Raw genomic sequence first — 25,480 nt, forward strand, 5'->3', positions numbered from 1 at the left:
CTCCGGAGAACGGACACCGGCCGTATCTCAGCGGAAGGACGCGGCGTTCTCCGCAACCCACTGCCGGAACGGCCGGGCCGGGGCCCCGGTGACCTGCGGAACCGTGTCGCGTACCGCCAGCAGCTCGTCGTTGACGTCTCCGCCCGTGACGTCGAGCACCGCGTCCGCGGCCTCCGCTCCGAAGACCGCGGCCATCCGGGCGTGGGCCTGCCGGCGGCTGATCTCGGCGAAGGGCACTTCCCGGCCCAGCGCTGCCGCGACGGCCTCGGCCTGCTGGCGGGCCGACACCGGTTCCGGGCCGGTCAGGGCATACGTGCGTCCCTGGTGGCCGGGCTCGGTCAGGGCCACCCGTGCCACCGACGCGATGTCCGCGGGATGGATGGTCGGCAGTGCGGTGTCCGCGTACGGTGCGCGGACGGTCTCGTGCTCACGGACCGAGGCCGCCCACATCAGGGTGTTCGAGGCGAACTGGGTCGGCCGCAGGATCGTCCAGGCCATACCGCTCTCCTTGAGCAACTGCTCCACCGCCAGGTTCTCCTGGGCGGGGACGAGGTGCGGATGGGTCAGGGCGGTGATCGACGACACCAGCACCACGTGCCGCACGCCCGCCTGCCGCGCGGCTTCGAGGATGTCGGCGTCCGGCCCCAGACGCGATACGAGAAACAGCGCACGCACCCCCTCCAGCGCGGCCTTCAACGACGCCGGCTCCGCGAAGTCGCCCTGCACGGCCTCGACTCCTTCGGGGAAGGCGGCCTGTGCGGCGTGACGGGTGAGCCCTCTCAGCGGCCCGGCGCCATCTGCGTGCAGCTCCTTCAGCAGCGCGCTGCCGATGTTTCCGGTGGCTCCGGTCACGAGGATCATGAGCGTGTTCTCCCGGCGTCGGTGTTCATCGGTGTTCGGCCGAGGGACACGCTAGAAGCTCAATCGTGCTTCAGGTCAAGGGCCGTTGAGCACGCCTGCCGGGCATTCGTACCGAGTCGGGACGCCGGTCGACGCAGACGCGCAGTGCCCCTACCGGCTGGTAGGGGCACTGCGCGTCTGCGTCCGGCGGTAGCGCCTACCGTCCGCTGACGGCGTGGCGTCCGGGCCGCCTCACTTCAGATGGCGGATGAAGAACCGGGCCGCGTCGTCCCCGGCGAACTGCGGGACGCCGGTGTGACCGCCCATATTGGCGTGCAGCGTCTTCTCCTCGGACCCGAAGGCGTCGAAGAGGTCCAGGGCCGCCTGCCGGTCGTTTCCCTCGTCGTCCCACTGCAACAGGACGTGCAGCGGAATGGTGACCCGGCGGGCCTCCTCGAACGTGGCACGCGGCACGAAACTCCCGGCGAAGAGGCCGGCGGCCGCGATGCGCGGCTCGACCACCGCCAGCCGGATGCCGAGGGAGATGACGCCCCCCGAGTACCCGACCGGGCCGCCGATTCCGGGCAGCGAAAGGAGGGCGTCCAGGGCCGCCTGCCATTCCGGGACCGCCTGGTCGACCAGCGGGAGGACGAGTGCGTCGATGATCTCGTCGCTGACCGGCTCGCCGGCCTCCAACGCCCGGCGCAGGCCGGCGCGGGCCCGGTCCACGACGGGCAGGCGGGGCCGGTCGCCGCTTCCCGGGAGCTCGATGGTGGCCGTGGCGAAGCCCTGCGCCGCGGAGTGCCGGGCCCGGGCCGCCAGCCGCGGGTACATCCTGTCCAGTCCGAGGGGAGGGTGGCCGAGCAGGATCAGCGGCGACGGTGACGAGGACGCCGGTACGGGCGTCCACAGGATGCCGGGGATCTCGCCGAGCGTGAATGCGCGTTCGAGAACGCCGTCGTCGAGGTGCTGTTCGGAAGTGAACTGCATGGTCGTGCCTTTCGGGAGTGCCCAGATGCGGCGCTCCCGGACGACCTATCGCCCGACCATGACTCCGGAAGGGAGCACCCATGTCGATACTGCGTTCACGGGTACCACCTCCTCGTTCTCTCGCACGGCCTCCGGGAGAGTAGCAGCGGCTCGGCGTGGCCCGTCAACGGGTTTTCGGGGCCTGCGGGAGCTCCACGACGTCGGCGACCACGCAGCTGACGTTGTCGGGGCCGCCGGAGCCGTTGGCGAGGGCGACGAGCTCGCGGACCGCGTCTTCGGGCTCACCGATCCCGTGGAGCACCCGGTGGATCTCCTCGGCCGGCACAACGGCCGACAGCCCGTCGGAGCAGAGCAGGTAGCGGTCTCCCTGCTGAGCGTCCTGGAGACGCATGTCGGGGGTGCCGTCCGCGCCCTGACCCAGGGCGCGGATCAGCAGGGAGCGCTGGGGGTGGGAGGCGGCTTCTTCCGGGCCGATGCGTCCTTCGTCGATCATCGACTGCACCACGGTGTGGTCGTGGGTGATCTGGAACAGCTCCCCGTCGCGCAGGAGGTGGACGCGGGAGTCGCCGATATGGACGAGGGCCAGCTGAGTGCCGGTCCAGAGCATCGCGGTGAGTGTGGTTCCGGCCGCTTCGGAGGACGGACCGGCTCCGGAAACGCCGTGCACGGCCTGCTCGGCGCGGCCGATCGCGGCTTCGAGGGCGTTGAGGAGACTGCCCGCCGGGATGCCGGCGGTTTCGAGGCTCTTGAGCGCGTCGACAGCGGCGGCGCTCGCGGGCGCACCTCCGCTGCCGAAGCCATCGGCGACGGCGAGCAGACGGGACCCCGCGTAGGCGGTGTCCTGGTTGCTCTCGCGGACGAGGCCGGTGTCGGAAAGTGCGGCGTATCGGATACCCAGGGGCTTGGTGAGCGCAGACATGGCGGGGTCCTTCCAGGAGAGGTGGTCGATGAGGAAGGTGGCCAGGTCCCGCCGTGCGGCGATGTCGGCTTCGACCTGGGCCCAGAACGCGCGGACCTCCTCTGCTGCCGGACCCGCCTCCAGAGCGCAGACCTGCTGGATACGAGCGAGAGGCATCCCGAGCCGTCGCAGCCAGGCGACCAGCCGGGCCTGATCCAGTTGGGCCGGTGCGTACAGGCGGTAGCCGGTCACCGCGTCGACGCGGGCGGGTGTCAGCAGCCCGAGTTCGTCGTAGAGGCGCAGCGCCTTCGGCGACAGCCGGGACGCCTTCGCGAACGTCCCGATGGTCAGCAGCTCCATGCCCGTTCCTCCTCATACCGGGCGCGTCGCCCGGCACCACCGATGCTGTGGGCTCCCCCAAGGTGAAGGTCAACCAAGGGGCCCTGGTTGACCTCCATCCGGCACCCGGCCCGAGCAACGGGCAAGGTCAGGACCGCGCAGCCCGGAACGCGAGGTACCGGCTGAAGGCCTCGTGGCTGTCGGGCGTGAAGCGCCACTCCAGGAGGGCCGACCGCAGCTCCGCTTCGCTCAGCCAGCCGTGCCAGGCGACCTCGTCGGCATCGGCGGCCACGGTGTCGGGCACCACGGTTTCGTGGACGCCGAGCCAGTGAGGGCTCAAGCCGCTGCGGTTGAGGAACGTGAACAGCAAGCGCGGCAGCACCCGCACGCCCAGCTCTTCGGCCAGCTCCCGCGCGGCGGCCTCTTCATAGGACTCTCCGACACCCACGGCGCCGCCGACCACGACCTCGTAGCACCCGGGAAAGCGCGACAGCCCCTCCGACCGCCGGTGAACGAGGATCCGACCGCGCGCATCACGGCACACCGTCACGGCGACCCGGTGCAGCCAGCCCTCCCGGACGGCCCGCCGGCGGCTGACCACCGGCCCCAGCACACGGTCCTGATCGTCGACACGCTCCACGAGTTCGTCCACGACGGACACCCTGGCAGAGCCCACTGACAAACCCGCCTCTCGCGCTCGGTCATCGAGGCTGAGCACGACAGGCGTCGTCGTACGCCGACGGACCGTCTGCAATCGGCCCGTGACCGCTGCGCCAGAGGTTGCGAACGCTCCTGCTCATCGCTCCCGTACGTGACCGGTGCCGACCAGGGCCCCGAGGTGGCCGGCGAGGAAGCGGGCGGCACGGTCGAGTGCGGCGTCCGCCTCGTCGAGACGCCCGTACTCCGTCTGATAGACGTGCGGGAGACCCGGCCCGATCTCCAGCGTGGCCTCGACATCGGCGGCACCTGCGCGGGCGGCCAGGCGGACCGCGTCGTCGAGCAGCACCTCGTCCGCGCCGACCTGCACGAGCATCGGGGGCAGGCCGGCGAGGTCGGCGAACACCGGGCTCGCCAGGGGGTGGTCGCGGTTGCCCGATCCGATGTAGAGATCCGCGTACGCGCGCACGTCGGCCTCCGTGAAGATCGGGTCGGCGTCTTCCTTGGTGCGCATGCTCTCTCCGGAGAGGGTGAGGTCGACCCACGGGGAGAAGACCACCACGGCAGCCGGCTGCGGCAGCCCGGCCTCGCGGGCGGCGAGCAGGGTGGCGATGCTCAGGCCGCCACCGGCCGAGTCACCTGCCACGACGATCTCTCGCGGGTCGGCTCCGGTCGCCAGCAGGTCGCGGTAGGCGGCGAGTCCGTCGTCGACCGCCGCAGGGAAGGGGTGCTCGGGAGCCAGCCGATAGTCCACCGATGTCGCTCGCAGTCCGGTGCGGGCGGCGAGTTCACCGGCCAGGCCGGTGTGGGTGTCCGATGAGCCGATGACGTAGCCGCCGCCATGGAGGTAGAGGAGCCGTCCGCGGTCTGCCGCTCCGGCCGGCTCCAGGTCCAGGGCGGGCCGCCCGCCCAGGACGGTCCTGCGGGTGGCGACGCCTTCCGGAGCCGGCCGCGTCATGGCCGCGGCGAACGAGCCGCGCATCTCGGCGGGGGTGGGCTGCGTCTCTGGGCGCGGGACGGAGCGGAGCCGGGCGACGAGGGCTTGGCGCTGGCGTCGGGACATGGTGGGCCTCCATCGGGTCGGGATGCGAGGATGGATTCCTCGGAATCCATCTGTCCATGCCCAACCGGATTCCCGGGAAGATGATTCCCGGGAATCTACTGGAGGTTTTGTGAGCCACGTCACGCCGGCCTTCCTTGATCTCGTCCGCGTCGAGACCCGGCTCTACAACGCCGTAAGCGCCCGGCTGCGTGCCGAACACGGTCTGGTGCTGGGTCAGTTCGAGTTCCTGCAGATCATCGACCGGGTGGACGGGTGTCGCGTGCTCGACATCGTGGGTGAGCTGGCGATCACCGTGGGGGCCGTCAGTAAGGCGGTCGACCGGCTGGTGGCCGCGGGCTGGTGCGTGCGGGTCGCCCACCCGCAGGACCGCCGCTCCTCCGTGCTGCGCCTCACGATCGAGGGCGAGAAGGTGCTGGCGGCCTCCCGGCCCGTGGTGGAGGGCGCGCTCGCCTCGCTGACGCGGACGGTTCCCGCCGCCGACATCGAGCGCCTTGCCACCACCCTGGCCGCTCTCCGTGCGAGCCTTGAGGCGGACGGCCAGGGTCAACCGGGCTGAGGGTCCGTGCGGAGTCGGCTGAATACCGCAGGGGCCGGGCGGCGGCAACCGGCGCGCTGGGCCCCGGGGGAGCGGCCTCCTTGGGTGGGCCCTGCCGGTGCGGTCACGGCGGAGGTCGCGCTCGGACGGCAATTGCCGTGCGCGGCCCCGGTCGCCCGTCCGAGTGGTACGGCACACTTTTGCAAGCACCTGCTTGCAATAGTTAGCGCCATGGGTCCACTATCGACGTATGGCCTCACTCAACGTCGGCAATCTCGGCGAGTACCTGCGCGAGCAGCGCCGTACCGCGCAGCTGTCGCTGCGGCAGCTCGCCGATGCCGCCGGGGTGTCCAATCCCTACCTCAGCCAGATCGAGCGCGGGCTGCGCAAGCCCAGTGCCGAGGTCCTCCAGCAGGTCGCCAAGGCGCTGCGGATCTCTGCCGAGACCCTGTACGTACGGGCCGGGATCCTGGATGAGCGGGAGCGGGACGAGCTGGAGACGCGGGCGGTGATTCTCGCCGATCCGTCGATCAACGAGCGGCAGAAGAGCGTGCTGCTGCAGATCTACGCCTCCTTCCGCAAGGAGAACGGGTTCGAGGACGAGCCCGTGGACCCCGCGGACGCCGAGGGGCACCCATCCGGTGCGGATGAGCCCTTCAGTGCCGACGGCAGTGCTGCCGATACAGGTTCAAAGCCTTCAAAACCCTCACAGTGAGTCACTGAATCACTGAGTCTGATGATCCGGGAGGACCACAGTCATGGCCATCACCGATGACCTGCGCAAGACCCTCACCGACCCGACCCCCCTCTACTTCGCCGCCGGCACGGCTGATCTCGCCGTGCAGCAGGCCCGCAAGGTTCCGGCTCTGATCGAGCAGCTGCGCGCCGAGGCGCCGGAGCGCATCGAGGCCGTGCGCAACACCGACCCCAAGGCCGTGCAGGAGAAGGTGGCCGGGCAGGCCAAGGAGGCGCAGGCCACCTTCCAGGCCAAGGTCACCGAGGTGATCGGGGCGTTCGACACCGACCTGAAGAAGCTGGGCGAGAGCGCCCAGGACCTGGCGCTGCGCGGCGTCGGCGTGGCCGCGGAGTACGCGGTCAGGGCCCGGGAGACGTACGAGAAGGTCGCCGAGCGCGGCGAGCAGAGCGTGCGGACGTGGCGGGGCGAGACCGCCGAGGAGATCGTCGAGATCGCCGTCGTCGTCGAGCCGCGCAAGGAGTCGAAGCCGGAGACGGCCAAGCCCGGGCCGAAGCCCGCCGCCAAGCCGGCGCCTGCCGTCAAGCCCGCGCCGAAGACCGTCAAGGCCGAGGCGCCCAAGCCGTCGCCCGCGCCCGCCAAGAAGGCGCCCGCGCGCAAGCCCGCCGCCAAGAAGACCACGCCGCCCACCACCAAGTAGCGCGGCGTTGCCCGGCAGGTGTGCCGGGGCGGCGGGCGGGCACCTTTTCACATGCCCCGGTCGTTGTCCCGGTACCTTGGCCGCGAGCGCTCATCCACTCACTAGGCGGTGCACCTCATGTTGCTCGAAGGCTTCAATTCCATCCTCGGGCTGATCTTCACGGTCATGACCGTCCTCGCCGTGGCGGCCTTCATCATGGCCGCGATCGCCCGCGAGGACGCCTACCGCGCCGCGGACAAGCAGAAGAAGTCGTTCTGGCTGATCATTCTCGGCATCGCGGTGGTGGTGAACCTCTGGGTGCCGATGCTCTTCCTGCAGATCGCCGGGCTGATCGCGTCCATCGTGTTCTTCGTGGACGTACGGCCCGCACTCAAGGCCGTGTCCGGCGGTGGCCGCCGGAGTGGCGGATCCAGCAGCGACGGGCCGTACGGGCCCTACAACGGCGGGCGTTGAACGCCTGCGGGTGACACCTGTCCGGGGCGGGGGCGAGGGATGCTCCGGCCCCGGCCGCCGTTCTGCGCCCGGTTACGGGCGGTGTCGCGCGCGGTGTCCTGGTCGCGGTCGAGCAGGAGGACCGCGACGTCGTCGGTCAGCTCGCCGCCGTTCAGCTCGCGGACGTGCGTGACCGCCGCTTCCAGCAGCTCCTCGCCGGCCAGGCCCTCGGCCAGCTGGCGGTTGATCATCGCGACCATCCCGTCCTGGCCGAGGCGCTGCGTGCCGTTGCCGACGCGGCCCTCGATCAGCCCGTCCGTGTACATCATCAGGCTCCAGGAGCCGCCCAGTTCCACCTGCCGGCGCGGCCAGCGGGCGCGCGGCAGCAGACCGAGCGCCGGTCCGCCGTCCTCGTACGGAAGCAGGTGCGCGGCCCGTCCGCGCCGGGCGATCAGCGGTGCGGGATGGCCCGCCAGGCACAGGCCCGCGCGGCGGCCGTCGGGGGCGATGTCGACGGTGCAGAGCGTCGCGAAGATCTCCTCGCTCTCCCGTTCGTGCTCCAGGACCTGCTGGAGCGTGGAGAGCAGTTCGTCGCCGCAGAGTCCTGCCAGGGTCAAGGCCCGCCAGGCGATGCGCAGTTCGACGCCGAGTGCCGCCTCGTCCGGACCGTGTCCGCAGACGTCGCCGATCATCGCGTGCACCGTGCCGTCAGGGGTGCGGACCGTGTCGTAGAAGTCGCCGCCCAGCAGGGCGCGGCTGCGGCCGGGGCGGTAGCGGGCCGCGAAGCGCAGATCGGAGCCGTCGAGCAGCGGGGTGGGCAGCAGGCCGCGCTCCAGCCGGGCGTTCTCCTGGGCGCGCAGCCGGGACTCGGTGAGCTTGTGCTGGGTGACGTCGGCGCGTTTTCGTTCGACGGCGTAGCGGATGGCGCGGCTGAGCAGCCTGCCGTCGAGTTCGCCGCGGAAGAGGTAGTCCTGTGCCCCCACCCGTACGGCCTCGGCGGCCAGCTCCGCGTCGTCCTCGGCGGTGAGGGCGAGCACGGCGTGCCGGGGCGCGATCCGGAGCACGTGCTGGAGGGTCGCGAGTCCGTCGGCCTCCGCGCTCCGGTCGCCGGACGGCAGCGCCAGGTCCAGCAGGATGCAGTCCACGTCGTCGGTGAGGAGCCGGCCCGCCTCGGTCAGGTTGCGGGCGGCGCGGATACGGACCCGGGCACCGGTCGCGGCGGAGAGTTCCGGGACGCTGAAGGTGCCCGACGGCTCGTCCTCGATCACCAGGAGGGTGAGGTCGGTGCCGTTGCTGGCCTCCGCAGCGGGAACGGCACGCTGCTGCGGTACGGGTACGGGCATCGGTTCGGGTTTCCTTCCCTCCCCCCGAGGGCGCGGCGGAACGACGATCGACGACCCGCCAGACGGGGACGATAGCGGTACGGGATGCGGGAACGGAATGGTGCACGGCACTCGGCCTCCGGCATATGCACCGCCATAAGCCGCGTCAGGTCACGGATCCGGCGCGATGTGCCGTTCCGAGGCGCCCGGAACGGCATGACAAAGGTCACGCCGCCCTCCCGGGCCCAAGTGGCGCCGCTCACGCCGGTACCCGCGCAGTGCGAACGCACCGGGCCCTGCTCACTGATCCGACCTGATCCGACCTGATCCGGGCGAGAGGTCCTAGCTGTCCGGGCGGACGACTCCGAGGATCTCCATCGAGCCCGCTCCGGCGAGCGTGACGTCGCGGCCCGGGCGCGGGGCGTGGACGATCGCGCCGTCGCCGATGTACATCCCGACGTGGCTGGCGTCGCTGTGGTAGATGATCAGGTCGCCGGGGCGCATGTCCTCGATCGCGATGTGCGGCAGCTGCCGCCACTGCTCCTGCGAGGTGCGCGGGATCGGCCGGCCGGCCGATGCCCAGGCCTGCGAGGTCAGTCCGGAGCAGTCGTACGACTTGGGTCCCTCGGCCCCCCACACGTACGGCAGGCCGATCTTGGAGGTTGCGAAGGCCACCGCCTTCTTGCCGCTCGCGCTCGCCCCGCGGTTGATCTCCTTCAGCGCGCCGGAGCTCAGCCAGGCGCTCTGCGACTTGTACTCCGCCTCCTGTTCCAGCTGGAGGAGGCGGGCGCGCTCCTTCTTCTCCAGCTGGGACTCCAGCTTCTTCGCCGCCGCGATCTGCTCGTTGATCTTCTTCTTGGCCTTGGCCTGCTTGACGCGATTGGCTTCGAGCTTGGTCCAGTTGGTGCTCGCGTCCTGCGTGTACGTCTTCAAGTCCTCCTGGGTCCTGTTCAGTTCCCCCAGGAGTCCCTTGGCGGCCTTCTGGCCCTGCTGGGCCCGGCCGATCCCGTCCAGGAAGAGCTGCGGGTCCCCGCTGAGCATGAGCCGGGCGCCCGGGGGCAGTCCGGCGTTGCGGTACTCCTCGCGGGCCTGGGCGCCCGCTCTGCTCTTGAGCTCGGCGATCTTCGCCTGGCCCTCGACTATGGCCTGGGCCAGCTTGACGATCTCGCCCGACTGCTTCTTGGTCTTCTCCTCGGCGAGGTTGTACGCGTCCGTGGCCGATCCGGCGGCCCGGTAGAGGCCGTCGATCTCCTGGCGCACCTCTTCGAGGCTCTTCTTCACCGGCCGGTCCGCGGCGGGCGAGGGGGGCGCGGGTGCGGCGAAGGCCTGGACCGGTGAGGCCAGGACGGCCATTGCGCAGACCAGAGTGATCGCGGCAGCGGCACAGTGGCGTCGGTACACGAAGCTCCCCCTCCGAGCGGATCCCTGCGGATGCGGTACGGATCTGATTTACCGTCAGTAACTTATGGCGCCGACGAGATCGTGCCATGCCCTACCGAAAAGCAACAGAGGCTGACACATCTCCGCAGCTCGCGAACCCCCTTGGCGCTCCCCGGCCCCTGGCGTCCGCCCGTGTGGATCAGGCCCCCCTGTTCAGGGACGAACGATGCCGTGCCGACGTTCCCGGCGCCGGGAGAGTTCACCCTGTTCTCCGTGTGCTGGGCTACCGCTCTGGTTGGAGTGCCGCCCATTTCACCGTCACTTCGCCCTGGCGCCACCGCCGTACGCCGTCCGTCAGCGGCCACGCGCCGGACAGCGCCCGCACGGCCGTGATCCAGCGCTGCCGGGCGCCCAGCGAGGCGTACGGTGCCGCCGCCGCCCAGGCCCGGTCGAAGTCGCGCAGGAAGGCGTGGACGGGCTCGCCCGGCACATTGCGGTGGATCAGCGCCTTGGGCAGCCGCTCCGCGAGGTCGGACGGGCGGCCGAGGGAGCCGAGCCGGGTCGCGAAGGTGACCGTGCGGGGGCCCTCCGGGCCCAGCGCCACCCAGACGTGGCGGCGCCCGATCTCGTCGCAGGTGCCCTCCACCAGCAGGCCGCCCGGCGCGAGCCGGTCGCACAGCCGCTGCCACACGGCGGCGACCTCGGCCTCGTCGTACTGGCGCAGGACGTTCGCCGCCCGGATCAGTGCGGGCCGCTCCGGCAGGGGGATCTCGAAGCCGCCGTGCCGGAAGGTGAGGCCCTCGCGCTCGTACGGCCGCGCCGCCTCGACGCGTTCCGGGGAGATCTCGATGCCGACCACACGGGTGCGGGGCTCGGCGGTGCGCAGGCGCTCCAGCAGTTCGAGGGCGGTCCAGGGCGCGGCGCCGTACCCGAGGTCGACCGCCACGGGGGCGTCGGCGCGGCGCAGGGCGGGGCCGTGCGTGGCGGCGATCCAGCGGTCCATGCGGCGCAGCCGGTTCGGGTTGGTGGTCCCGCGGGTGGCGGTGCCGATCGGGCGCATGACACAGAGCGTAACCACTCGGCCGGGCCCGGCGGCCGTGCGTCGCGACACGCCGGAGCCCTACCGTAATGATTTGGCAAAGCGGAAATGAAAGGAGGAGTTCCGCTGTTCAGCCTTCCGAAAGGGTCCGTGCGCCTTCCGGGTGGGACCGTGCGCCTTCCGAGAGGGGACCGTGCGCCCTTTTCGTGCCATGCCGTGAACGAAGTCGGTACCAGTGCCCTGAGCGAGGAGGACCGGACGACGTGAGTCAGTACGTCTCCCGGCTCGGCAGCAGCCGTGTCGCGCCGCGTCTCAGGTTCCCCGCAGGCTTCACCGGTTCCTTCCCCGGCGGCCCCCGCAGGCCGCGCCGGATCGCGATGCTCTCCGTGCACACCTCCCCGCTGCACCAGCCGGGTACGGGTGACGCGGGCGGCATGAACGTGTACATCGTGGAGCTCGCCAAGCGCCTGGCCGCGATCAACATCGAGGTCGAGATCTTCACCCGCTCCACCACCGGCGCGCTGCCGCCGGCCGTCGAGATGGCGCCGGGCGTCCTGGTCCGGCACGTCGACGCGGGCCCGTACGAAGGGCTGGCCAAGGAGGAGCTGCCCGCCCAGCTCTGCGCCTTCACGCACGGCGTGATGCAGGCGTGGGCCGGTCAGCGCCCCGGCTACTACGACCTGGTGCACTCCCACTACTGGCTCTCCGGCCAGGTCGGCTGGCTCGCCGCGCAGCGCTGGGGCGTCCCGCTCGTCCACGCCATGCACACCATGGCCAAGGTCAAGAACGCCGCGCTCGCCGAGGGCGACACCCCCGAGCCCGCCGCCCGCGTCATCGGCGAGACCCAGATCGTGCACGCCTCCGACCGGCTGATCGCGAACACCGCCGAGGAGGCGGACGAGCTCGTCCGCTTCTACGACGCCGAACCGGGCGCCGTCGCCGTCGTCCACCCCGGCGTCAACCTGGACCGCTTCCGCCCCGCCGACGGCCGCGCCGCGGCCCGCGCGCGCCTCGGGCTGCCGCAGGACGCCCTGATCCCGCTCTTCGCGGGCCGCATCCAGCCGCTCAAGGCCCCGGACGTGCTGCTGCGGGCCGTCGCCGCGCTGCTGGACCGGGACCCGTCACTGCGCTCCCGCATCGTCGTGCCGGTCGTCGGGGGACCGAGCGGCAGCGGGCTCGCCAAGCCGGAGGGCCTGCAGAAGCTGGCCGCCCGCCTCGGCATCGCGGACGTCGTGCGGTTCCACCCGCCGGTCGGGCAGGACCAGCTCGCCGACTGGTTCCGGGCCGCGTCCGTGCTGGTCATGCCCTCGTACAGCGAGTCCTTCGGCCTGGTCGCCATAGAGGCCCAGGCGGCCGGCACCCCGGTCGTCGCCGCCGCCGTGGGCGGACTGCCGGTGGCGGTACGGGACGGCGTCAGCGGCTTCCTGATTCCCGGGCACGACCCGGAGGCGTACGCCGAGGTGCTTCAGCGCTTCGCGGTGGCGCCCGAGCTCGTCGACCGGATGGGCGGCGAGGCCGCCGCGCACGCGCAGCGCTTCGGCTGGGACACGGCGGCGGCGGCGACCGCGGACGTGTACACCGACGCGGTGCAGGACCACCGGCGCCGGGTCCGCTCGCACCACGGGTGACACGGGGGTTCCCGCCGGACCCGCACCCGGCGCCTGACGTACGCTCGCTCCATGGCTGACGTACCCGAGGAAGCGGCGACGCCGCAGGTCGCACAGGTCGCCCAGGTCATCGGGGCGACGCTGAAGGATGCCGGGCTCGACTACGAGAGCCCCGCGCCCGGCCATTACGTCGTCCAGTTGCCCGGCACCCGCAAGCTCGCCACCACCTGCTCGCTCATCGTCGGCACGCACGCGCTGTCCCTCAACGCCTTCGTCATCCGGCACCCCGACGAGAACGACGCGGCGGTGCACCGCTGGCTGCTGGAGCGCAACCTCCGGCTGTTCGGCGTGAGTTACGCGATCGACTCGCTCGGGGACGTCTACCTCGTCGGCAAACTGCCGCTGTCCGTGGTGACGCCCGGGGAGCTGGACCGGCTGCTCGGCGTGGTCCTGGAGGCTGCCGACGGCGCCTTCAACCCCCTGCTCGAACTCGGTTTCGCGAGCGCGATCCGCAAGGAGTACGCGTGGCGGGTGTCGCGCGGGGAGTCCACGCGCAACCTGGAAGCGTTCACGCATCTGACCCAGCGCCCAGCGGACTAACGGCTACCGCCCGGCCGTTCCCTGCCTGTTCCCCCGCCTGACGTTTCCCCGGTGCGCAACTCTTTCGCTGCGCCCGGGGCTCGTGGCATGCTCACCGCCGACGCAGATATGAACATCGTTCACATCCATGAAAAGCAGTGCAAGCATGGAAGGCGGACCGGCTCATGGCGCCCCAGGCGACGCAGAGGAACTTCAGCAGGCGTGGACTGCTCGGCAGCGCGGTGGCCGTTGCCGTGGCCGCGGCAACGGGAACGCTCGGAGGCGGAACGGCCTTCGCCGCGAGCGGCGGCACCGGCGCCCCGGTCGGCGGGCGGCCACCGCTGTCCCCGCTCTGGCGGGAGTTCACCGCAGCACCCTTCACCCACCCGCAGATCCCGTTCATCGGCCGGGCCGGCTACCGCGGCGGCTCCGCGCTGCCCCGCCCCCGTACCGGCCACGGCTTCACCGCCAACGTCCTGCACTACGGCGCCCGGCCGGACAACTCCGCCGATGCCGCCCCCGCGATCAACCGCGCCATCGCCGCTGCCGGAGAGCACGGCGGCGGCACGGTGATCGTCCCCGAGGGCACGTACCGCATCGACGACATCATCCGTATCGGCCACAGCAACGTCGTGGTGCGCGGCGCGGGCAGCGGTCGCACCACACTCAACGCCACGAAGAACCTCACCGAGCTCATCGGCGCGTACGGCAGCCGATACGGCGGCGACAAGTCCAGCTGGTCCTGGGCCGGCGGGCTCATCTGGCTCTGCCCCGAGGCCCGTTGGACCTCGCTCACCGACGCCATCAAGGCGAAGGCCTGGCCCTTCGAGGGCTGGACCGGCAACAAGCGGGACGAGTGGCAGACCCTGACCACCGTCGCCCCCGCCCGCCTGGGCGATCGCACGATCACCGTCGACGACACCCGGAAGCTGAAGCGCGGCGCACTCGTCCTGCTCCGGCTCGCCGACGACTCCGCCCACACCCTCCTGGAGCACATGGCGGGCGACGGAGCCGGACCGGAGGCGTACTACTGGGACGACAAGACCAAGCTGACCTCGTACGTCCCCTACGAATGGCCCGTCCGCATCACCGCCGTCCACGGCCGCCGGGTCACCCTGGAGCGGCCCCTCCCGCTCGACGTCCGCCCCGAGTGGGACCCGCGCCTCACCACCCTCGCGACCCCGCTCACCGGCTCCGGCGTCGAAGGCCTCACCCTCGAAGCGGTCGAGACCCCGCAGTCGCCGCACCTGCTCGACAAGGGCTACAACGGCGTCGCGTTCCAGTGCGCGTACGACTGCTGGGCCGACGACATCACCGTCCGCCACGTCGACAACGGCTTCGGCCTCATCGGCGCCTCCGCCTGCACCCTGCGCCGCACGAAGGTCGCGGGGCGCGGCTCGCACCACCCGTACTACTGCCGCGAAGGCAGCCACGACAACCTGATCGAGGACTTCACCATCGAGCAGCGCACCGTCCCGGCGCCCTCCGGGACCCAGCTGCACGGCATCAACGTCGAGGGCCTGTCCAGCTACAACGTCTGGTCGCGCGGCGTGATGGAGATGGGCACCTTCGACTCGCACCGGGGCATGCCGTTCGCCAACGTCCGCACCGACATCACCGTGAACAACAACGGGCGCCACGGCGGCGACGCGAGCGCCGGACCGCTCTTCGGCGCCCGCTTCACGCACTGGAACATCCGCGTCACCAACGGCCGGGCCGGCCTGATGCGGATCGACGGCCTCGCCCCGTACAGCGCGACCGTCGGGGTGAGCGAGGTGACGGAGTTCGACCAGATCGACGTCCCCGACTTCACCGGCGACCTGCACACCCGCCTGGAGGCGTACGGAACCCCGGAGACCGTCCGGCCGGCCAACCTCCATGACGCCCAACGAGCGCTGGGTCGCTGAAGGACGAGCGCCGGCGCTGCGGCCGCCATCAGGCCCGCAGCGCCGGCCCCACGTCGTCGAGCGCCGCTTCGAGCCGCGGCGCGACCTCGTTCCACGTCCACTCCAGCTGCTCCCCGGACGTCTTCCGGGGCACGGTCTCCACCAGCATGATCAGGTAGAGGTACGCGCGGTACAGCGCGATCCGCGCCCGCAGGGAACCGTCGAACTCCACCGGCCCGCCCGGCGCCGACTCCCCGTACCCCGTCAGGAAGTCCTCGTCCTCCTCGATGTCCCCGAGCAGGGCGAGCGACACGAAGTCGGCGGCCGGGTCGCCCCAGAACATCCGCTCCCCGTCGATGATCCCGCCGATCCGCCGCGCACCCGGCTCCCCGGCGACCAGGATGTTGCCCTGCCACAGGTCGAAGTGGACCAGGGCCGGCCGGGCCACGTCGTCCAGGACGGACGAAGCGTCGTCGAGCCGGCGGCGGATGACCGAAGGCGTACGCGGCAGCCGCGCCCCGTACCTCTCCGCGTCCGCCAGCACGGCGCCGGTCATCGCCGTGAAGGCACCGCGCCAGGTGGGGGTCAACGGGCCCAGTGCCGCGGACGGGTAGCCGAAACCGCCCGGCCCCGGCACGGTGTGCAGCCGGCCGACGATCCGCCCGAGCTCCACGCGCAGCAGCCGCGCCTCGGCGTCGGCCAGAGCGCCGCCGACCTCGTGCCAGGGCTGCCCCGGACGCTCCGTCATGATCACGTACGCGCCCCCGGGCGCGGCCGGGTCGAGGCCGCTGCGCACGATGCCGGGCACGGCGGCCTCCTCGGTCAGGCCGGCCGCCGCGGTGTAGAACGTCACCTCGTTGACCAGCAGATCGCGCTCGTAGGCGAGATGATTCCCGCCCGGCGGAGGCGTCTTCACCACCCACCGCCGGCCGTCGGTGAGACCGACACGGGTGACCGCGTTGTACGTACCTCCGGTCAGCGGATCGCACGAGGCGACCAGTTCCGGCGGCACGCCCACGGAACCCAGCACGGTGGACAGTGCGGAATCGACAGACATCAGCAGACCCCCTTCGAGCGGTCACCCCCGACGTGATGCCGCCATCTGTGGCAAATGCCCAGTTCAGGGCCTTCATGAGGTGATCACGACGTCGTCACGATCACGGGCGATGCCCGCTTTGACGCATTGCCAAACCACAGTGTGCTCATAGAGTTGGCAAACCCCCACGATGCCTCACTGCCGCGCCGAACCCGGCGACGGCCGCTCTCGTGCGGGCGAATCACCTTGAGACAGAAGGACGGGCCATGCGACCCATTGCCATACGCCGTACCGCCGTTGCCGCCACCGTGATGTCCCTGGCCCTGCTCACCGCGGCCTGCGGTTCGGACAGCGACGCGGGCAAGGACAACGGCAAGGCGGCCGGTTCCGCTTCCGCCAAGCCCGCGGACAAGGGCGCGGACTCCACCGCCAAGGCGCTGACCGCGGCCGAGCTGGAGAAGGTCTCGCTGGCCCAGGGCGACGTCAAGGACCACAAGATCGCCAAGGGCACGCCCGCCGACGCCATCGAGGGCGACGCCGTCACGGTCGACAAGGCCGCCTGCGACGTGTTCGCCGATGCCCTCATGGGTGCCAAGGCCGGGAAGCCCGCCGCGTTCACACAGCGGAAGGTGGCCCGTCTGCCGAAGAAGAGCGACGACCCGAAGGCGAGCGAGGACCCGGAGAAGATGCTAGAGGCGATGATGAACGTCACGACGACGCTCACCACGCTCCAGGCATACGACGGCAAGGGCGCGGACGAGGCGCTGGCCGCCCTGCGCACCGCCGCGACCGAGTGTGCCTCCGGCTTCACACTCACCGCCGCCGGATCGAAGCAGAAGGTCACCAAGATCGCGGAGGTGCCGGTCAAGGGCGGCGAGGAGGCCGTCGCCTGGACGGTGGCGATCGAGGCCGAGGGCGTCAAGAGCGCCATGAAGCTCATCCAGATCCGGCAGGGCACCACGCTGGCCTCGTTGACCTCGCTCAACATGGGTGTGGCCGCCCAGGGCGGCGACTTCGAGCTGCCGACCGCCGTCATCGACGCCCAGGCCGCCAAGCTCGTCTGAGCGAGGGTCAGGGGAGCGCGGGACGGGCCGCACGGTCCGTCTGCGCGTGCGGGCGCGGGGTCCCGCGGAGGCGCGAGGAGCCGCACCGTCTTTGCGGGCGCGGGGTCCCGCGGGAGCGCGAGGAGCCGCACCGTCTTTGCGGGCGCGGGGTCCCGCGGGAGCGCGAGGAGCCGCACCGTCTTTGCGGGCGCGGTCCCGCGGAGGCGCACGAGCCGTACCGTCCTTGCGGTCGCGGTCCCGCGGAGGCGCACGAGCCGTACCGTCCTTGCGGTCGCGGGGCGTTACGGAAGCGGGACGAGCCGCACCACGGTGACGGTCAGGACCGATCCGGAGACGTAGTAGAGCACGATCGCCCCGGCGACCGTCGCCTCACGGCGATCGTGCTCACCCTTGACGGCGGACGAGCCGTGCCCGTACGGGTCATGCCCCAGCGTGCGCACCATCTCGTCCCGGAAGGTGTCGCCGTCCCGCATCTTGGCCAGGGTGTCGTCGGCGGGAGGCGCGTAGGAGATCCTGAGGCTCAAGCGACGCTCCGCCTCTCGGCCTCGTCCCGCGCCAGCCGGTCCAGGATCCGCTCGGCCTCCGGATCGGGTACGGCCTCCAGCATCCAGTGCCGCATCACGGCCTGGATCTCGTGCACCCCGGCCTCGTTGATGGCGCGGTCGAACTCCTCGCGTCTCGCCTCGGGCAGGGCGTCGCGGATGGCCGGGATGCTGTTGGGCACCTCGACCTCGGCGCCGCCGACAAAGGTCTTCAGGGGTTCACTCATGGCTGCTCTCCCCGCTCTCCCCACATGCGCCACAGGGTACGACGCCGGGTGAGCGCCGTCACACGCGCCTGCGCCACCACCGTGATCCGGCTCGTGGTGACCTGTCCGTCTCGGCGCTGGGCTCCTCCGGTTCGGGCAGTCTCCGCACTTCGGCCCGGATGCGGTCGAAGGTGGCGACAGGATTCAGAGCCCGCTCGCCCTCGCCCTCGGCCGACAGCAGCACGCCGAGACAGACCAGCCTGACGTGGCGCCCGTCGAGTCCGCGACCCACGAAGACCGGTGCCCCGACACAGCCTTGAGGCACGGGACCGCGCCACACGAACGCGTGACCGTCCCCCGTCCGCATGACCTCCCCGAGGATCACGGCTTGTTCCCGCTGGGTCCGGTCCGGCCCCACGTCGTGCCCGAGTGCGTACGCAGGCACCGGATCGTCGCCCAGAGCCTCGATGTCCTCGGCCTTGGCTGCCAGTCCCTCGGTGATCTCGTCGGTCGCCCAGGCCCAGCCCTTCCGGCGGGCGAGGGCGTGCAGCACGGTGGTGGGCATCACCGAGACGCCGGAGTCGCCGAGCGGGATCCAGCCCTCCTGGAAGTCAGTCATCAGCAGGTTGTTGGAACTCATGGCGGACTCGGACAACTCGGGCCGCATCCGTATCTCGGCAATGCGGCAGTAGGTCGAGGTTCCTGCGGTCACGAGGTACTGGTAGTACGTCTCGGTTCCGTCGGCGTTCTCGGAGAGAAGGTCGTTGAACCAGAACGCCGTCCCGAAAAGCTCTCCGCGGTGGGCCTGCTGATAGGGCAGCGTGGCGCGGCGGCAGTTGCTGAGCAGGGCATCTATGAGAGACCGGTCGTAGGCCGGCTGTTCGGACACGGGTCGAACATAGCGGAGGGCGGTGTGCTCCCGCGCGGCGTTATGTTCCCGCTCCGACCTGCCGGCGCCGACCGCGCCACACGCGAAGAGCCCCTGCCTGCGGATGTTCCGCAGGCAGGGGCTCGATGCGTGTGCTGTTACTTCTTGCCCTGGTTCTTCACGGCCTCGATGGCGGCCTTCGCCGCGTCCGGGTCCAGGTACGTCCCGCCCGGCTTCAACGGGCGGAAGTTCTCGTCCAGTTCGTACGCGAGCGGGATGCCCGTCGGGATGTTCAGGCCCGCGATGGCCTCGTCCGAGACGCCGTCGAGGTGCTTGACCAGGGCGCGGAGGCTGTTGCCGTGCGCGGCGACCAGGACGGTCTTGCCGTCGAGCAGGTCCGGGACGATGCCGTCGTACCAGTACGGCAGCATGCGGACGACGACGTCCTTGAGGCACTCCGTGCGCGGGCGCAGCTCCGGCGGGATCGTCGCGTAGCGCGCGTCGTCGCTCTGGGAGAACTCGGTGCCGTCCTCGAGGGCGGGCGGCGGGGTGTCGTACGAGCGGCGCCAGAGCATGAACTGCTCCTCGCCGAACTCGGCGAGGGTCTGCGCCTTGTCCTTGCCCTGGAGGGCGCCGTAGTGGCGCTCGTTCAGGCGCCAGGAGCGGTGGACGGGGATCCAGTGGCGGTCCGCGGACTCCAGCGCGAGCTGGGCGGTGCGGATGGCGCGCTTCTGGAGCGAGGTGTGCAGTACATCGGGGAGCAGGCCGGCGTCCTTGAGCAGCTCACCGCCGCGGACCGCCTCCTTCTCGCCCTTCTCGGTGAGGTTGACGTCCACCCATCCGGTGAACAGGTTCTTCGCGTTCCATTCGCTCTCGCCGTGGCGGAGGAGGATCAGCTTGTACGGTGCGTCGGCCATGGGTCCGAGCGTAATCGAACCCGTACGGGCCGCGCGCGCCCGGCCACAGGGCGGACAGGGCTGCGTGGATTGACGCCGGCCGTCAATTGGGTGGCAGCGCCGAATCCGGGATTTGTAATGTTCGGACCGTCGGCGGACCGCTTACCGCCCGCACTCGCATCCGTACGTCCCGGGGGGAACCCGTATGTCTGTCGCCGGTCTCAGACGGGCCACCCGTGAATCCGTCTCCGGTCTCCCCAGGGAGTTCTGGTGGCTGTGGACCAGCACCCTGGTCAACCGCCTCGGGGCGTTCGTCGCCACCTTCATGGCCCTGTACCTGACCCTGGACCGGGGTTACTCCGCCTCGTACGCCGGTCTGGTCGCCGCCCTGCACGGGCTCGGCGGGGTCGTCTCCTCACTCGTGGCCGGCGTGATGACGGACCGTTTCGGGCGGCGGCCCACGATGCTCGCCGCGCAGCTGTCGACCGCCGTATCGGTCGCCGTGCTCGGCTTCATGGTCCATCCGGTGGCGATCGCCGCCGTCGCCTTCTGTGTCGGCATGGCCAGCAGCGCCTCGCGCCCCGCGGTCCAGGCGATGATCGCCGACATCGTCCCGGCGAAGGACCGGGTGCGGGCCTTCTCGCTCAACTACTGGGCGATCAACCTGGGGTTCGCGGTCTCGTCCGCCGGGGCCGGGTTCGTCGCCGAGTACAGCTATCTCGCCGGTTTCGTCGGCGAGGCGGTGATGACGCTGTGCTGCGCGGTCGTCGTCTTCATGAAGGTGCCGGAATCCCGGCCGCAGAAGGCCATGTCCAAGGTCGCGGACGCCGCCCCCACCGACGGCGTCCGGCTCGGCACGGTGCTGCGGGACGGACGGTTCATGGGCGTCGTCGGGCTGTCGTTCGTGATCGCGCTGATCTTCCAGCAGGGGTACGTGGGGCTGCCGGTGGCCATGGGGGCCGACGGGTTCAGCAGCTCCGACTTCGGCGCGGCGGTCGCCGTCAACGGCGTGCTCATCGTGGTGCTCCAGATCCCGGTCACCCGGTTCATCCAGAGCCGCGACCCGCGCCGGCTGCTCATCGTGTCGTCGCTGCTCGCCGGGTACGGGTTCGGACTGACGGCCTTCGCCGGTTCGGTGGCGGTCTACGCGCTGACCATCTGCGTCTGGACGGTCGCCGAGATCGTCAACGCGCCCGTGCAGAACGGTCTGGTCGTCCAGCTCTCACCTGCTCACGGCCGGGGCCGCTACCAGGGCATGTACGCCCTGTCCTGGTCGGCCGCGGCGCTCGTGGCACCGCTGATGTCCGGTGTGGTGATCGACCACTTCGGGGCCGGGTGGCTGTGGGGGACGTGCGCGGTGCTGGGCACCGCGGCGGCGTTCGGCTACTGGCTGCTGATGCGGAACCTGCCGCAGGACGGCGCGGTGCCGGTGCCGGTGCCGGCACCCGTGGTCGTGAGCGGACCTGGCGGGGCCGTCGGGGCAGGCGCGGTCCAGGGCGCAGGTGCCGAGCCCGCCGTGGAGCGGACGGTCTGAGCCGAGGCACGTGGGCACGAGGGCACGCGGGCGGCCCCGTGCGGACGATGCCGGTCCGCACGGGGCGCCCTCTGTCGCTGCGCGCGCCCGTCAGCCGGAGCAGCCGCCGCACTGGCACGGCGCACCGGACTGGCAGCCGCACCCGCAGCCCGATCCGCAGCCGCAGGCGCCGACGACGCCCCGGTGCGCCACGTCGGCGGGTGTCTCCTGCTGGGGTTCGGTCGTGGGGGAATCGGCCATGGTTCCTCCTCAAGGTGTACGACAGGGCCGTACGCCCGCCCGGGGCCCACGACCGGGGCGTACGGAAAGGTCGTGCCGCCCCACCCCATTGCATGCCCAGCCGGGCGGGCGCATCAACGGCGCACACGCGCAGGAACGCATGTGCGAATCGATGGCGCCGGACCCGTCCCGTACCGGCTGTGCGTGTTCGGCCGGCTACGCGCCCTCGACCGGCGTCGGCTGCTGGATCTCGTCCGCGTGCTCGCCCGTCACCAGGTAGACGACGCGCTTGGCCACCGACACCGCGTGGTCGGCGAACCGCTCGTAGTAGCGGCCGAGCAGCGTCACGTCGACGGCCGTCTCGATGCCGTGCTTCCAGCGGTCGTCCATCAGGTGCTGGAACAGCGTGCGGTGCAGCAGGTCCATCTCGTCGTCGTCCTGCTCCAGCTGGAGCGCCAGGTCGACGTCCTTGGTGATGATCACCTCGGCAGCCTTGGCCATCAGGCGCTGCGCGAGCTGGCCCATCTCCAGGATGGTGGCGTGCAGGTCGTCCGGGACCGCCTTCTGCGGGAAGCGCAGCCGGGCCAGCTTGGCGACGTGCTGGGCGAGGTCGCCCGAGCGCTCCAGGTCGGCGCTCATCCGCAGGGAGGTCACCACGATCCGCAGATCGGTCGCCACCGGCTGCTGGCGGGCCAGCAGCGCGATGGCCCGCGCCTCCAGATCGTGCTGGAGGTCGTCGACCTTCTGGTCCGCGGCGATCACGGTCTCCGCGAGCTTGAGGTCGGCGTCGAGCATGGACGTCGTCGCCCGGCCGATCGCCGATCCGACGAGCCGGGCCATCTCGACCAGCCCCTCGCCGATCGAGTCGAGTTCCTCGTGGTACGCGTCACGCATGGGAAGTCCCTCTCCAGTTCTGAACCGAGGCCGGGGCCAGCTCTGAACCCCACGGTGCCACCGTGACGGCCGTACGCGTCGGGTTCCGACCGGACAAGTGAACCGGTGCTTGCCCCTCGGTGAACTCTGGGCGACGAGTGTTCGGATACGCACTCGGACGGCTGGGAGAGTGTCCGTGGAGCCGCATAACCTGGAGCCATGGACGTGAACGCGGCGGTCGCCGCAGCTGCAGCGATCGCCGGGGTGTGTACCGGCGTGATCGCGATGCTGGCGTTCCGCTGGAGCGAGCGCGACCAGAAGAAGCCCACGCGTACGTCCCTGCGGCCCGACAGCGGTGCCCCCCTGCCCCCCGGCGTCGACACGGTCCTGTCCGTGCTCAGTTCCTCCGCGGTCGTGCTCGACGAGAGCGACAGCGTCGTCAAGGCCAGCTCCGCCGCGTACGCGCTGGGACTGGTCAGGGGAGGGCGTCTGGCCGTCGAGCCGATGCTGAACATGGCCAGGGACACCCGCCGTGACGGGGAGATACGACAGGTCGAGCTGGACCTTCCCCGGCGCGGTACCGGCCGGGGCGAGGCCCTCGCGGTCTCCGCCCGGGTCGCCCCGCTGGGCTCCCGGCTGGTGCTGCTGCTGGTCGAGGACCTCACCGAGGCCCGCCGCATCGAAGCGGTCCGGCGCGACTTCGTCGCCAACGTCAGCCATGAGCTCAAGACCCCGACCGGCGCGCTGTCCCTGCTCTCGGAGGCCGTCATGGACGCCTCCGACGATCCGGAGGCGGTGGAGCGGTTCGCCGGCCGGATGCAGATAGAGGCGACCCGGCTCACCAACCTCGTACAGGAGCTCATCGACCTCTCCCGGGTGCAGAACGACGACCCGCTGGAGGACGCCGAGCCGGTCCGGGTCGACGAGCTGGTCGCGGAGGCCATCGACCGCTGCCGGCAGCAGGCCGGCTCCAAGCAGATCACCATGGCCTCGGGCGGCACCGCCGAGCTCCGCATATGGGGCAATCGCGGCCAGCTCGCCGCCGCGCTCGGCAACCTCGTCGAGAACGCCGTCAACTACAGCCCCGCCCGCACCCGCGTCGGCATCGCCGTCCGCCGGGTGGTCGTACCCGGCGGGGACGAGATCGAGATCGCCGTGACCGACCAGGGCTTCGGCATCTCGGAGAAGGACCGGGAACGGGTCTTCGAACGCTTCTACCGCGTCGACCCGGCCCGCTCTCGCGCCACCGGTGGCACGGGCCTCGGCCTCGCCATCGTCAAGCACGTGGCCGCCTCGCACGGCGGGGAGGTCACCGTCTGGAGCTCGGAGGGTCAGGGCTCCACCTTCACCCTGCGGCTGCCCGAAGCGGGCTCCGTACGGGCCCGGGACCGCACATCCGGCGGTCCCCTCATCGTCAACGGCGACGAGGCGTCCCACCCGGGCGCCGCACCCGACACTTTTGATTCGTTCCCTGCCCCGGAGGCTCTTCCGTGACCCGAGTGCTTGTCGTCGAGGATGAGGAATCCTTCAGCGACGTCCTGTCCTACATGCTCCGCAAGGAAGGCTTCGAGGTCGCCATCGCGGCCACCGGCCCCGACGGCCTGGACGAGTTCGAGCGCAACGGCGCCGACCTCGTGCTCCTCGACCTGATGCTGCCGGGCCTGCCCGGCACGGAGGTCTGCCGGCAGCTGCGCAGCAAGTCCAACGTTCCCGTGATCATGGTCACCGCCAAGGACAGTGAGATCGACAAGGTCGTCGGTCTGGAAATAGGGGCCGACGACTATGTGACCAAGCCCTTCTCCTCGCGCGAGCTCGTCGCCCGCATCCGCGCGGTGCTGCGCCGCCGCGGGGAGCCGGAGGAGGTCACTCCGGCCGCGCTGGAGGCCGGACCCGTGCGGATGGACGTGGACCGGCACGTCGTCACGGTCTCCGGCGGCAAGGTCGACCTGCCGCTGAAGGAGTTCGACCTGCTGGAGATGCTGCTGCGCAACGCCGGCCGGGTGCTGACCCGGATGCAGCTGATCGACCGGGTCTGGGGCGCGGACTACGTGGGTGACACCAAGACCCTCGACGTCCACGTGAAGCGGCTGCGCGCCAAGATCGAGCCGGACCCGGGCGCCCCGCGGTTCCTCGTGACGGTGCGGGGTCTCGGGTACAAGTTCGAGCCGTAGAGGGTCCTGGAACCGGGGGGTGGGTGAAGGAGCCCCGCCACGCCGCCCCCTGATTCCCGGAACCTCTGGCCGGCCCGCCGCCCTGGCCCGGGGGTGATACGACAAGCAGGTGTGGCTGAGGCGCCTCCCGAGCCCGGGAGGCGCCTCAGCCACACCTGTACGGGGTGCGGTCAGCCCGGCTGCTGGGAGTCGGACGCCGCGTCGCTCGGGGTGGTGGTGTCGCCCTCCGAGGCCGGGGCCGAGGGGCTGCCCGAGGCGCCCGGGGTCTCGGACGCGGAACCGGACGGCGTCGCCTCGGGCGAGTTCTCCGGCTTCTTCGGGGTCTCCGGCAGCGCGCTGGGGCCGAAGCCCTTGAAGTACCCGGTGGCGGGCACGACGGAGGCGCCGAGCTGGATGTCGCCGGTCCGGCTGAACTTGAAGACCAGCGGCTGCACGTTGCCGTTCTGCGTGGCCTCGTGGCCGTTCTCGATCACCGCGGAGGCGTTGCCCTTGCCGCCGAGGATCACCCGGCCGCCGGCCGGTACGACGACCGGCCCCGAACCCTTGGCGGCGTGCAGCTCCACGGAGCCGCTGCCGCCCGTCAGGGTGATGGCGTCGAGCGTCTCCGCCTCGGTGCCGTTGTTGAACAGCGTCGCGGTGACCGCGGCGGGGCCTTCGGCGCCGTGCTCCGGCTGGGTGACCACGTTGGCGTTCTGGATCTTGATGTCGCCGGACGACGTGGCGGCGTTGTCAGGCCTGACTTCGAGCGTCTGCGCGTTCTTGCCGGCTCCGCATGCGGAGAGCGCGGCGATCGAGAACACGATGGCAGTGGCGGCGAGGGCGCCGTGTCGAAGGCTGCGGCTCACGGCGGCGGCAACTCCTTGAACGAGCGGGCTTACGGACGGGGTCGGGCGAGCGGTGTAAAGCCGCCCTAAGGGTGTGTCAGCGGCCAGGTTACCGAGCCGCCGTCCCCGCCCCGCACCCGACCCGCCCCTGACGGCCCGGAGGATCCTGCCCGACGGCTCGGATGATCGCGGGCCGGCGTGCGCGAGATCATTCGCACGCCGTTCACATAACGCGCTTGATCAATTCCGCGACATGTTCCGGCACCTGTTCTGCCGCACGTTCTGC

At 71.2% G+C, this 25,480-nt stretch carries 27 protein-coding genes; 11 read left to right on the plus strand and 16 right to left on the minus strand.

Features of this window, described 5'->3' with window-relative positions; all coding sequences use genetic code 11:
* Positions 1-27: 27 nt before the first annotated feature.
* The 5 genes from OG446_RS20505 to OG446_RS20525 form a co-directional block, all read right to left on the minus strand.
* Positions 28-861 carry an NAD(P)H-binding protein gene (locus tag OG446_RS20505; RefSeq protein WP_328895410.1) on the minus strand — a complete coding sequence of 278 codons (834 nt, stop codon included), beginning with the start codon at positions 859-861 and terminating at the stop codon, positions 28-30.
* Between the two features lie 231 nt (positions 862-1,092).
* Complete coding sequence (locus tag OG446_RS20510) at positions 1,093-1,830, minus strand: alpha/beta hydrolase (RefSeq protein ID WP_328895411.1); 738 nt, start codon at positions 1,828-1,830, stop codon at positions 1,093-1,095.
* A gap of 163 nt (positions 1,831-1,993) precedes the next feature.
* A complete protein-coding gene (locus tag OG446_RS20515; protein ID WP_328895412.1) occupies positions 1,994-3,088 on the minus strand; it encodes a MerR family transcriptional regulator in 1,095 nt (364 codons plus the stop codon).
* Positions 3,089-3,215: 127 nt separating this feature from the next.
* Positions 3,216-3,728, minus strand: a complete 513-nt coding sequence (locus tag OG446_RS20520) for an NUDIX domain-containing protein (RefSeq protein WP_328895413.1) — start codon at positions 3,726-3,728, stop codon at positions 3,216-3,218.
* A gap of 135 nt (positions 3,729-3,863) precedes the next feature.
* Entirely contained in the window at positions 3,864-4,787 is a 924-nt protein-coding gene (locus tag OG446_RS20525) for an alpha/beta hydrolase (RefSeq protein ID WP_328895414.1), read from the minus strand.
* Between the two features lie 109 nt (positions 4,788-4,896).
* Between OG446_RS20525 and OG446_RS20530 the strand changes: the two genes are divergently transcribed.
* The 4 genes from OG446_RS20530 to OG446_RS20545 all read left to right on the plus strand — a co-directional run bounded on the left by OG446_RS20530 (position 4,897) and on the right by OG446_RS20545 (position 7,169).
* Positions 4,897-5,343, plus strand: coding sequence for a MarR family winged helix-turn-helix transcriptional regulator (locus tag OG446_RS20530; RefSeq protein ID WP_328895415.1), 447 nt, complete (start codon positions 4,897-4,899; stop codon positions 5,341-5,343).
* A gap of 229 nt (positions 5,344-5,572) precedes the next feature.
* A complete protein-coding gene (locus tag OG446_RS20535) occupies positions 5,573-6,037 on the plus strand; it encodes a helix-turn-helix domain-containing protein (RefSeq protein ID WP_328895416.1) in 465 nt (154 codons plus the stop codon).
* A gap of 43 nt (positions 6,038-6,080) precedes the next feature.
* Positions 6,081-6,716, plus strand: a complete 636-nt coding sequence (locus OG446_RS20540; protein ID WP_328895417.1) for a hypothetical protein — start codon at positions 6,081-6,083, stop codon at positions 6,714-6,716.
* Between the two features lie 117 nt (positions 6,717-6,833).
* A complete protein-coding gene (locus OG446_RS20545) occupies positions 6,834-7,169 on the plus strand; it encodes a DUF2516 family protein (protein WP_328895418.1) in 336 nt (111 codons plus the stop codon).
* Here OG446_RS20545 and OG446_RS20550 read toward each other — a convergent pair.
* The 3 genes from OG446_RS20550 to OG446_RS20560 form a co-directional block, all read right to left on the minus strand.
* Positions 7,151-8,491 (minus strand): PP2C family protein-serine/threonine phosphatase, encoded by a 1,341-nt coding sequence (locus OG446_RS20550; RefSeq protein WP_328895419.1) that lies wholly within the window; start codon positions 8,489-8,491, stop codon positions 7,151-7,153. The genes OG446_RS20545 and OG446_RS20550 overlap by 19 nt on opposite strands.
* 321 nt (positions 8,492-8,812) lie before the next feature.
* Complete coding sequence (locus tag OG446_RS20555) at positions 8,813-9,871, minus strand: C40 family peptidase (RefSeq protein WP_328895420.1); 1,059 nt, start codon at positions 9,869-9,871, stop codon at positions 8,813-8,815.
* A 262-nt stretch (positions 9,872-10,133) separates the two neighbouring features.
* Positions 10,134-10,910 carry a class I SAM-dependent methyltransferase gene (locus OG446_RS20560; RefSeq protein WP_328895421.1) on the minus strand — a complete coding sequence of 259 codons (777 nt, stop codon included), beginning with the start codon at positions 10,908-10,910 and terminating at the stop codon, positions 10,134-10,136.
* Between the two features lie 242 nt (positions 10,911-11,152).
* On the opposite strand from OG446_RS20560, the gene mshA reads away from it, so the two are divergent.
* The 3 genes from mshA (at position 11,153) to OG446_RS20575 (ending at position 14,982) form a co-directional block, all read left to right on the plus strand.
* On the plus strand, positions 11,153-12,517 hold the full coding sequence (gene mshA / locus OG446_RS20565) for a D-inositol-3-phosphate glycosyltransferase (protein ID WP_328895422.1): 1,365 nt from the start codon (positions 11,153-11,155) through the stop codon (positions 12,515-12,517).
* Between the two features lie 51 nt (positions 12,518-12,568).
* Positions 12,569-13,096 carry a YbjN domain-containing protein gene (locus OG446_RS20570; protein ID WP_328895423.1) on the plus strand — a complete coding sequence of 176 codons (528 nt, stop codon included), beginning with the start codon at positions 12,569-12,571 and terminating at the stop codon, positions 13,094-13,096.
* A 164-nt stretch (positions 13,097-13,260) separates the two neighbouring features.
* A complete protein-coding gene (locus tag OG446_RS20575) occupies positions 13,261-14,982 on the plus strand; it encodes a glycosyl hydrolase family 28-related protein (RefSeq protein ID WP_328898355.1) in 1,722 nt (573 codons plus the stop codon).
* Positions 14,983-15,010: 28 nt separating this feature from the next.
* Here OG446_RS20575 and OG446_RS20580 read toward each other — a convergent pair whose 3' ends face one another.
* Positions 15,011-16,018, minus strand: a complete 1,008-nt coding sequence (locus tag OG446_RS20580; protein WP_328895424.1) for a phosphotransferase family protein — start codon at positions 16,016-16,018, stop codon at positions 15,011-15,013.
* Positions 16,019-16,263: 245 nt separating this feature from the next.
* Between OG446_RS20580 and OG446_RS20585 the strand changes: the two genes are divergently transcribed.
* On the plus strand, positions 16,264-17,061 hold the full coding sequence (locus tag OG446_RS20585) for a hypothetical protein (protein ID WP_328895425.1): 798 nt from the start codon (positions 16,264-16,266) through the stop codon (positions 17,059-17,061).
* Between the two features lie 281 nt (positions 17,062-17,342).
* Here OG446_RS20585 and OG446_RS20590 read toward each other — a convergent pair whose 3' ends face one another.
* The 4 genes from OG446_RS20590 to OG446_RS20605 form a co-directional block, all read right to left on the minus strand.
* Positions 17,343-17,585 (minus strand): hypothetical protein, encoded by a 243-nt coding sequence (locus tag OG446_RS20590; protein ID WP_328895426.1) that lies wholly within the window; start codon positions 17,583-17,585, stop codon positions 17,343-17,345.
* A complete protein-coding gene (locus tag OG446_RS20595; protein WP_148019431.1) occupies positions 17,582-17,830 on the minus strand; it encodes a hypothetical protein in 249 nt (82 codons plus the stop codon). Before OG446_RS20595 ends, OG446_RS20590 begins: the two co-directional genes overlap by 4 nt.
* 58 nt (positions 17,831-17,888) lie before the next feature.
* The gene (locus OG446_RS20600; RefSeq protein ID WP_328895427.1) at positions 17,889-18,698 is read right to left on the minus strand and encodes a hypothetical protein; all 810 of its coding nucleotides are present in this window, start codon (positions 18,696-18,698) and stop codon (positions 17,889-17,891) included.
* Between the two features lie 137 nt (positions 18,699-18,835).
* The gene (locus OG446_RS20605) at positions 18,836-19,594 is read right to left on the minus strand and encodes a phosphoglyceromutase (RefSeq protein ID WP_326659314.1); all 759 of its coding nucleotides are present in this window, start codon (positions 19,592-19,594) and stop codon (positions 18,836-18,838) included.
* A gap of 184 nt (positions 19,595-19,778) precedes the next feature.
* Between OG446_RS20605 and OG446_RS20610 the strand changes: the two genes are divergently transcribed.
* The gene (locus OG446_RS20610) at positions 19,779-21,107 is read left to right on the plus strand and encodes an MDR family MFS transporter (protein WP_328895428.1); all 1,329 of its coding nucleotides are present in this window, start codon (positions 19,779-19,781) and stop codon (positions 21,105-21,107) included.
* 90 nt (positions 21,108-21,197) lie between these two features.
* On the opposite strand, the gene OG446_RS20615 is transcribed toward OG446_RS20610, so the two are convergent.
* Together OG446_RS20615 and phoU are read right to left on the minus strand one after the other, a co-directional pair.
* Positions 21,198-21,347 carry a hypothetical protein gene (locus OG446_RS20615; protein WP_187285195.1) on the minus strand — a complete coding sequence of 50 codons (150 nt, stop codon included), beginning with the start codon at positions 21,345-21,347 and terminating at the stop codon, positions 21,198-21,200.
* 195 nt (positions 21,348-21,542) lie between these two features.
* Positions 21,543-22,220, minus strand: coding sequence for a phosphate signaling complex protein PhoU (gene phoU / locus OG446_RS20620; protein WP_148019406.1), 678 nt, complete (start codon positions 22,218-22,220; stop codon positions 21,543-21,545).
* Between the two features lie 198 nt (positions 22,221-22,418).
* On the opposite strand from phoU, the gene OG446_RS20625 reads away from it, so the two are divergent.
* Both OG446_RS20625 and OG446_RS20630 read left to right on the plus strand, forming a co-directional pair.
* Complete coding sequence (locus tag OG446_RS20625; protein WP_219570657.1) at positions 22,419-23,693, plus strand: sensor histidine kinase; 1,275 nt, start codon at positions 22,419-22,421, stop codon at positions 23,691-23,693.
* Positions 23,690-24,370 carry a response regulator transcription factor gene (locus tag OG446_RS20630; protein WP_073733027.1) on the plus strand — a complete coding sequence of 227 codons (681 nt, stop codon included), beginning with the start codon at positions 23,690-23,692 and terminating at the stop codon, positions 24,368-24,370. Before OG446_RS20625 ends, OG446_RS20630 begins: the two co-directional genes overlap by 4 nt.
* Before the next feature lie 170 nt (positions 24,371-24,540).
* On the opposite strand, the gene OG446_RS20635 is transcribed toward OG446_RS20630, so the two are convergent.
* Positions 24,541-25,215: a DUF461 domain-containing protein gene (locus OG446_RS20635; RefSeq protein ID WP_328895429.1), complete on the minus strand. Its 675-nt coding sequence runs from the start codon at positions 25,213-25,215 to the stop codon at positions 24,541-24,543.
* Positions 25,216-25,480 lie beyond the last annotated feature (265 nt).

It is taken from the genome of Streptomyces sp. NBC_00236 (genome assembly GCF_036195045.1).
Taxonomy (GTDB): domain Bacteria; phylum Actinomycetota; class Actinomycetes; order Streptomycetales; family Streptomycetaceae; genus Streptomyces.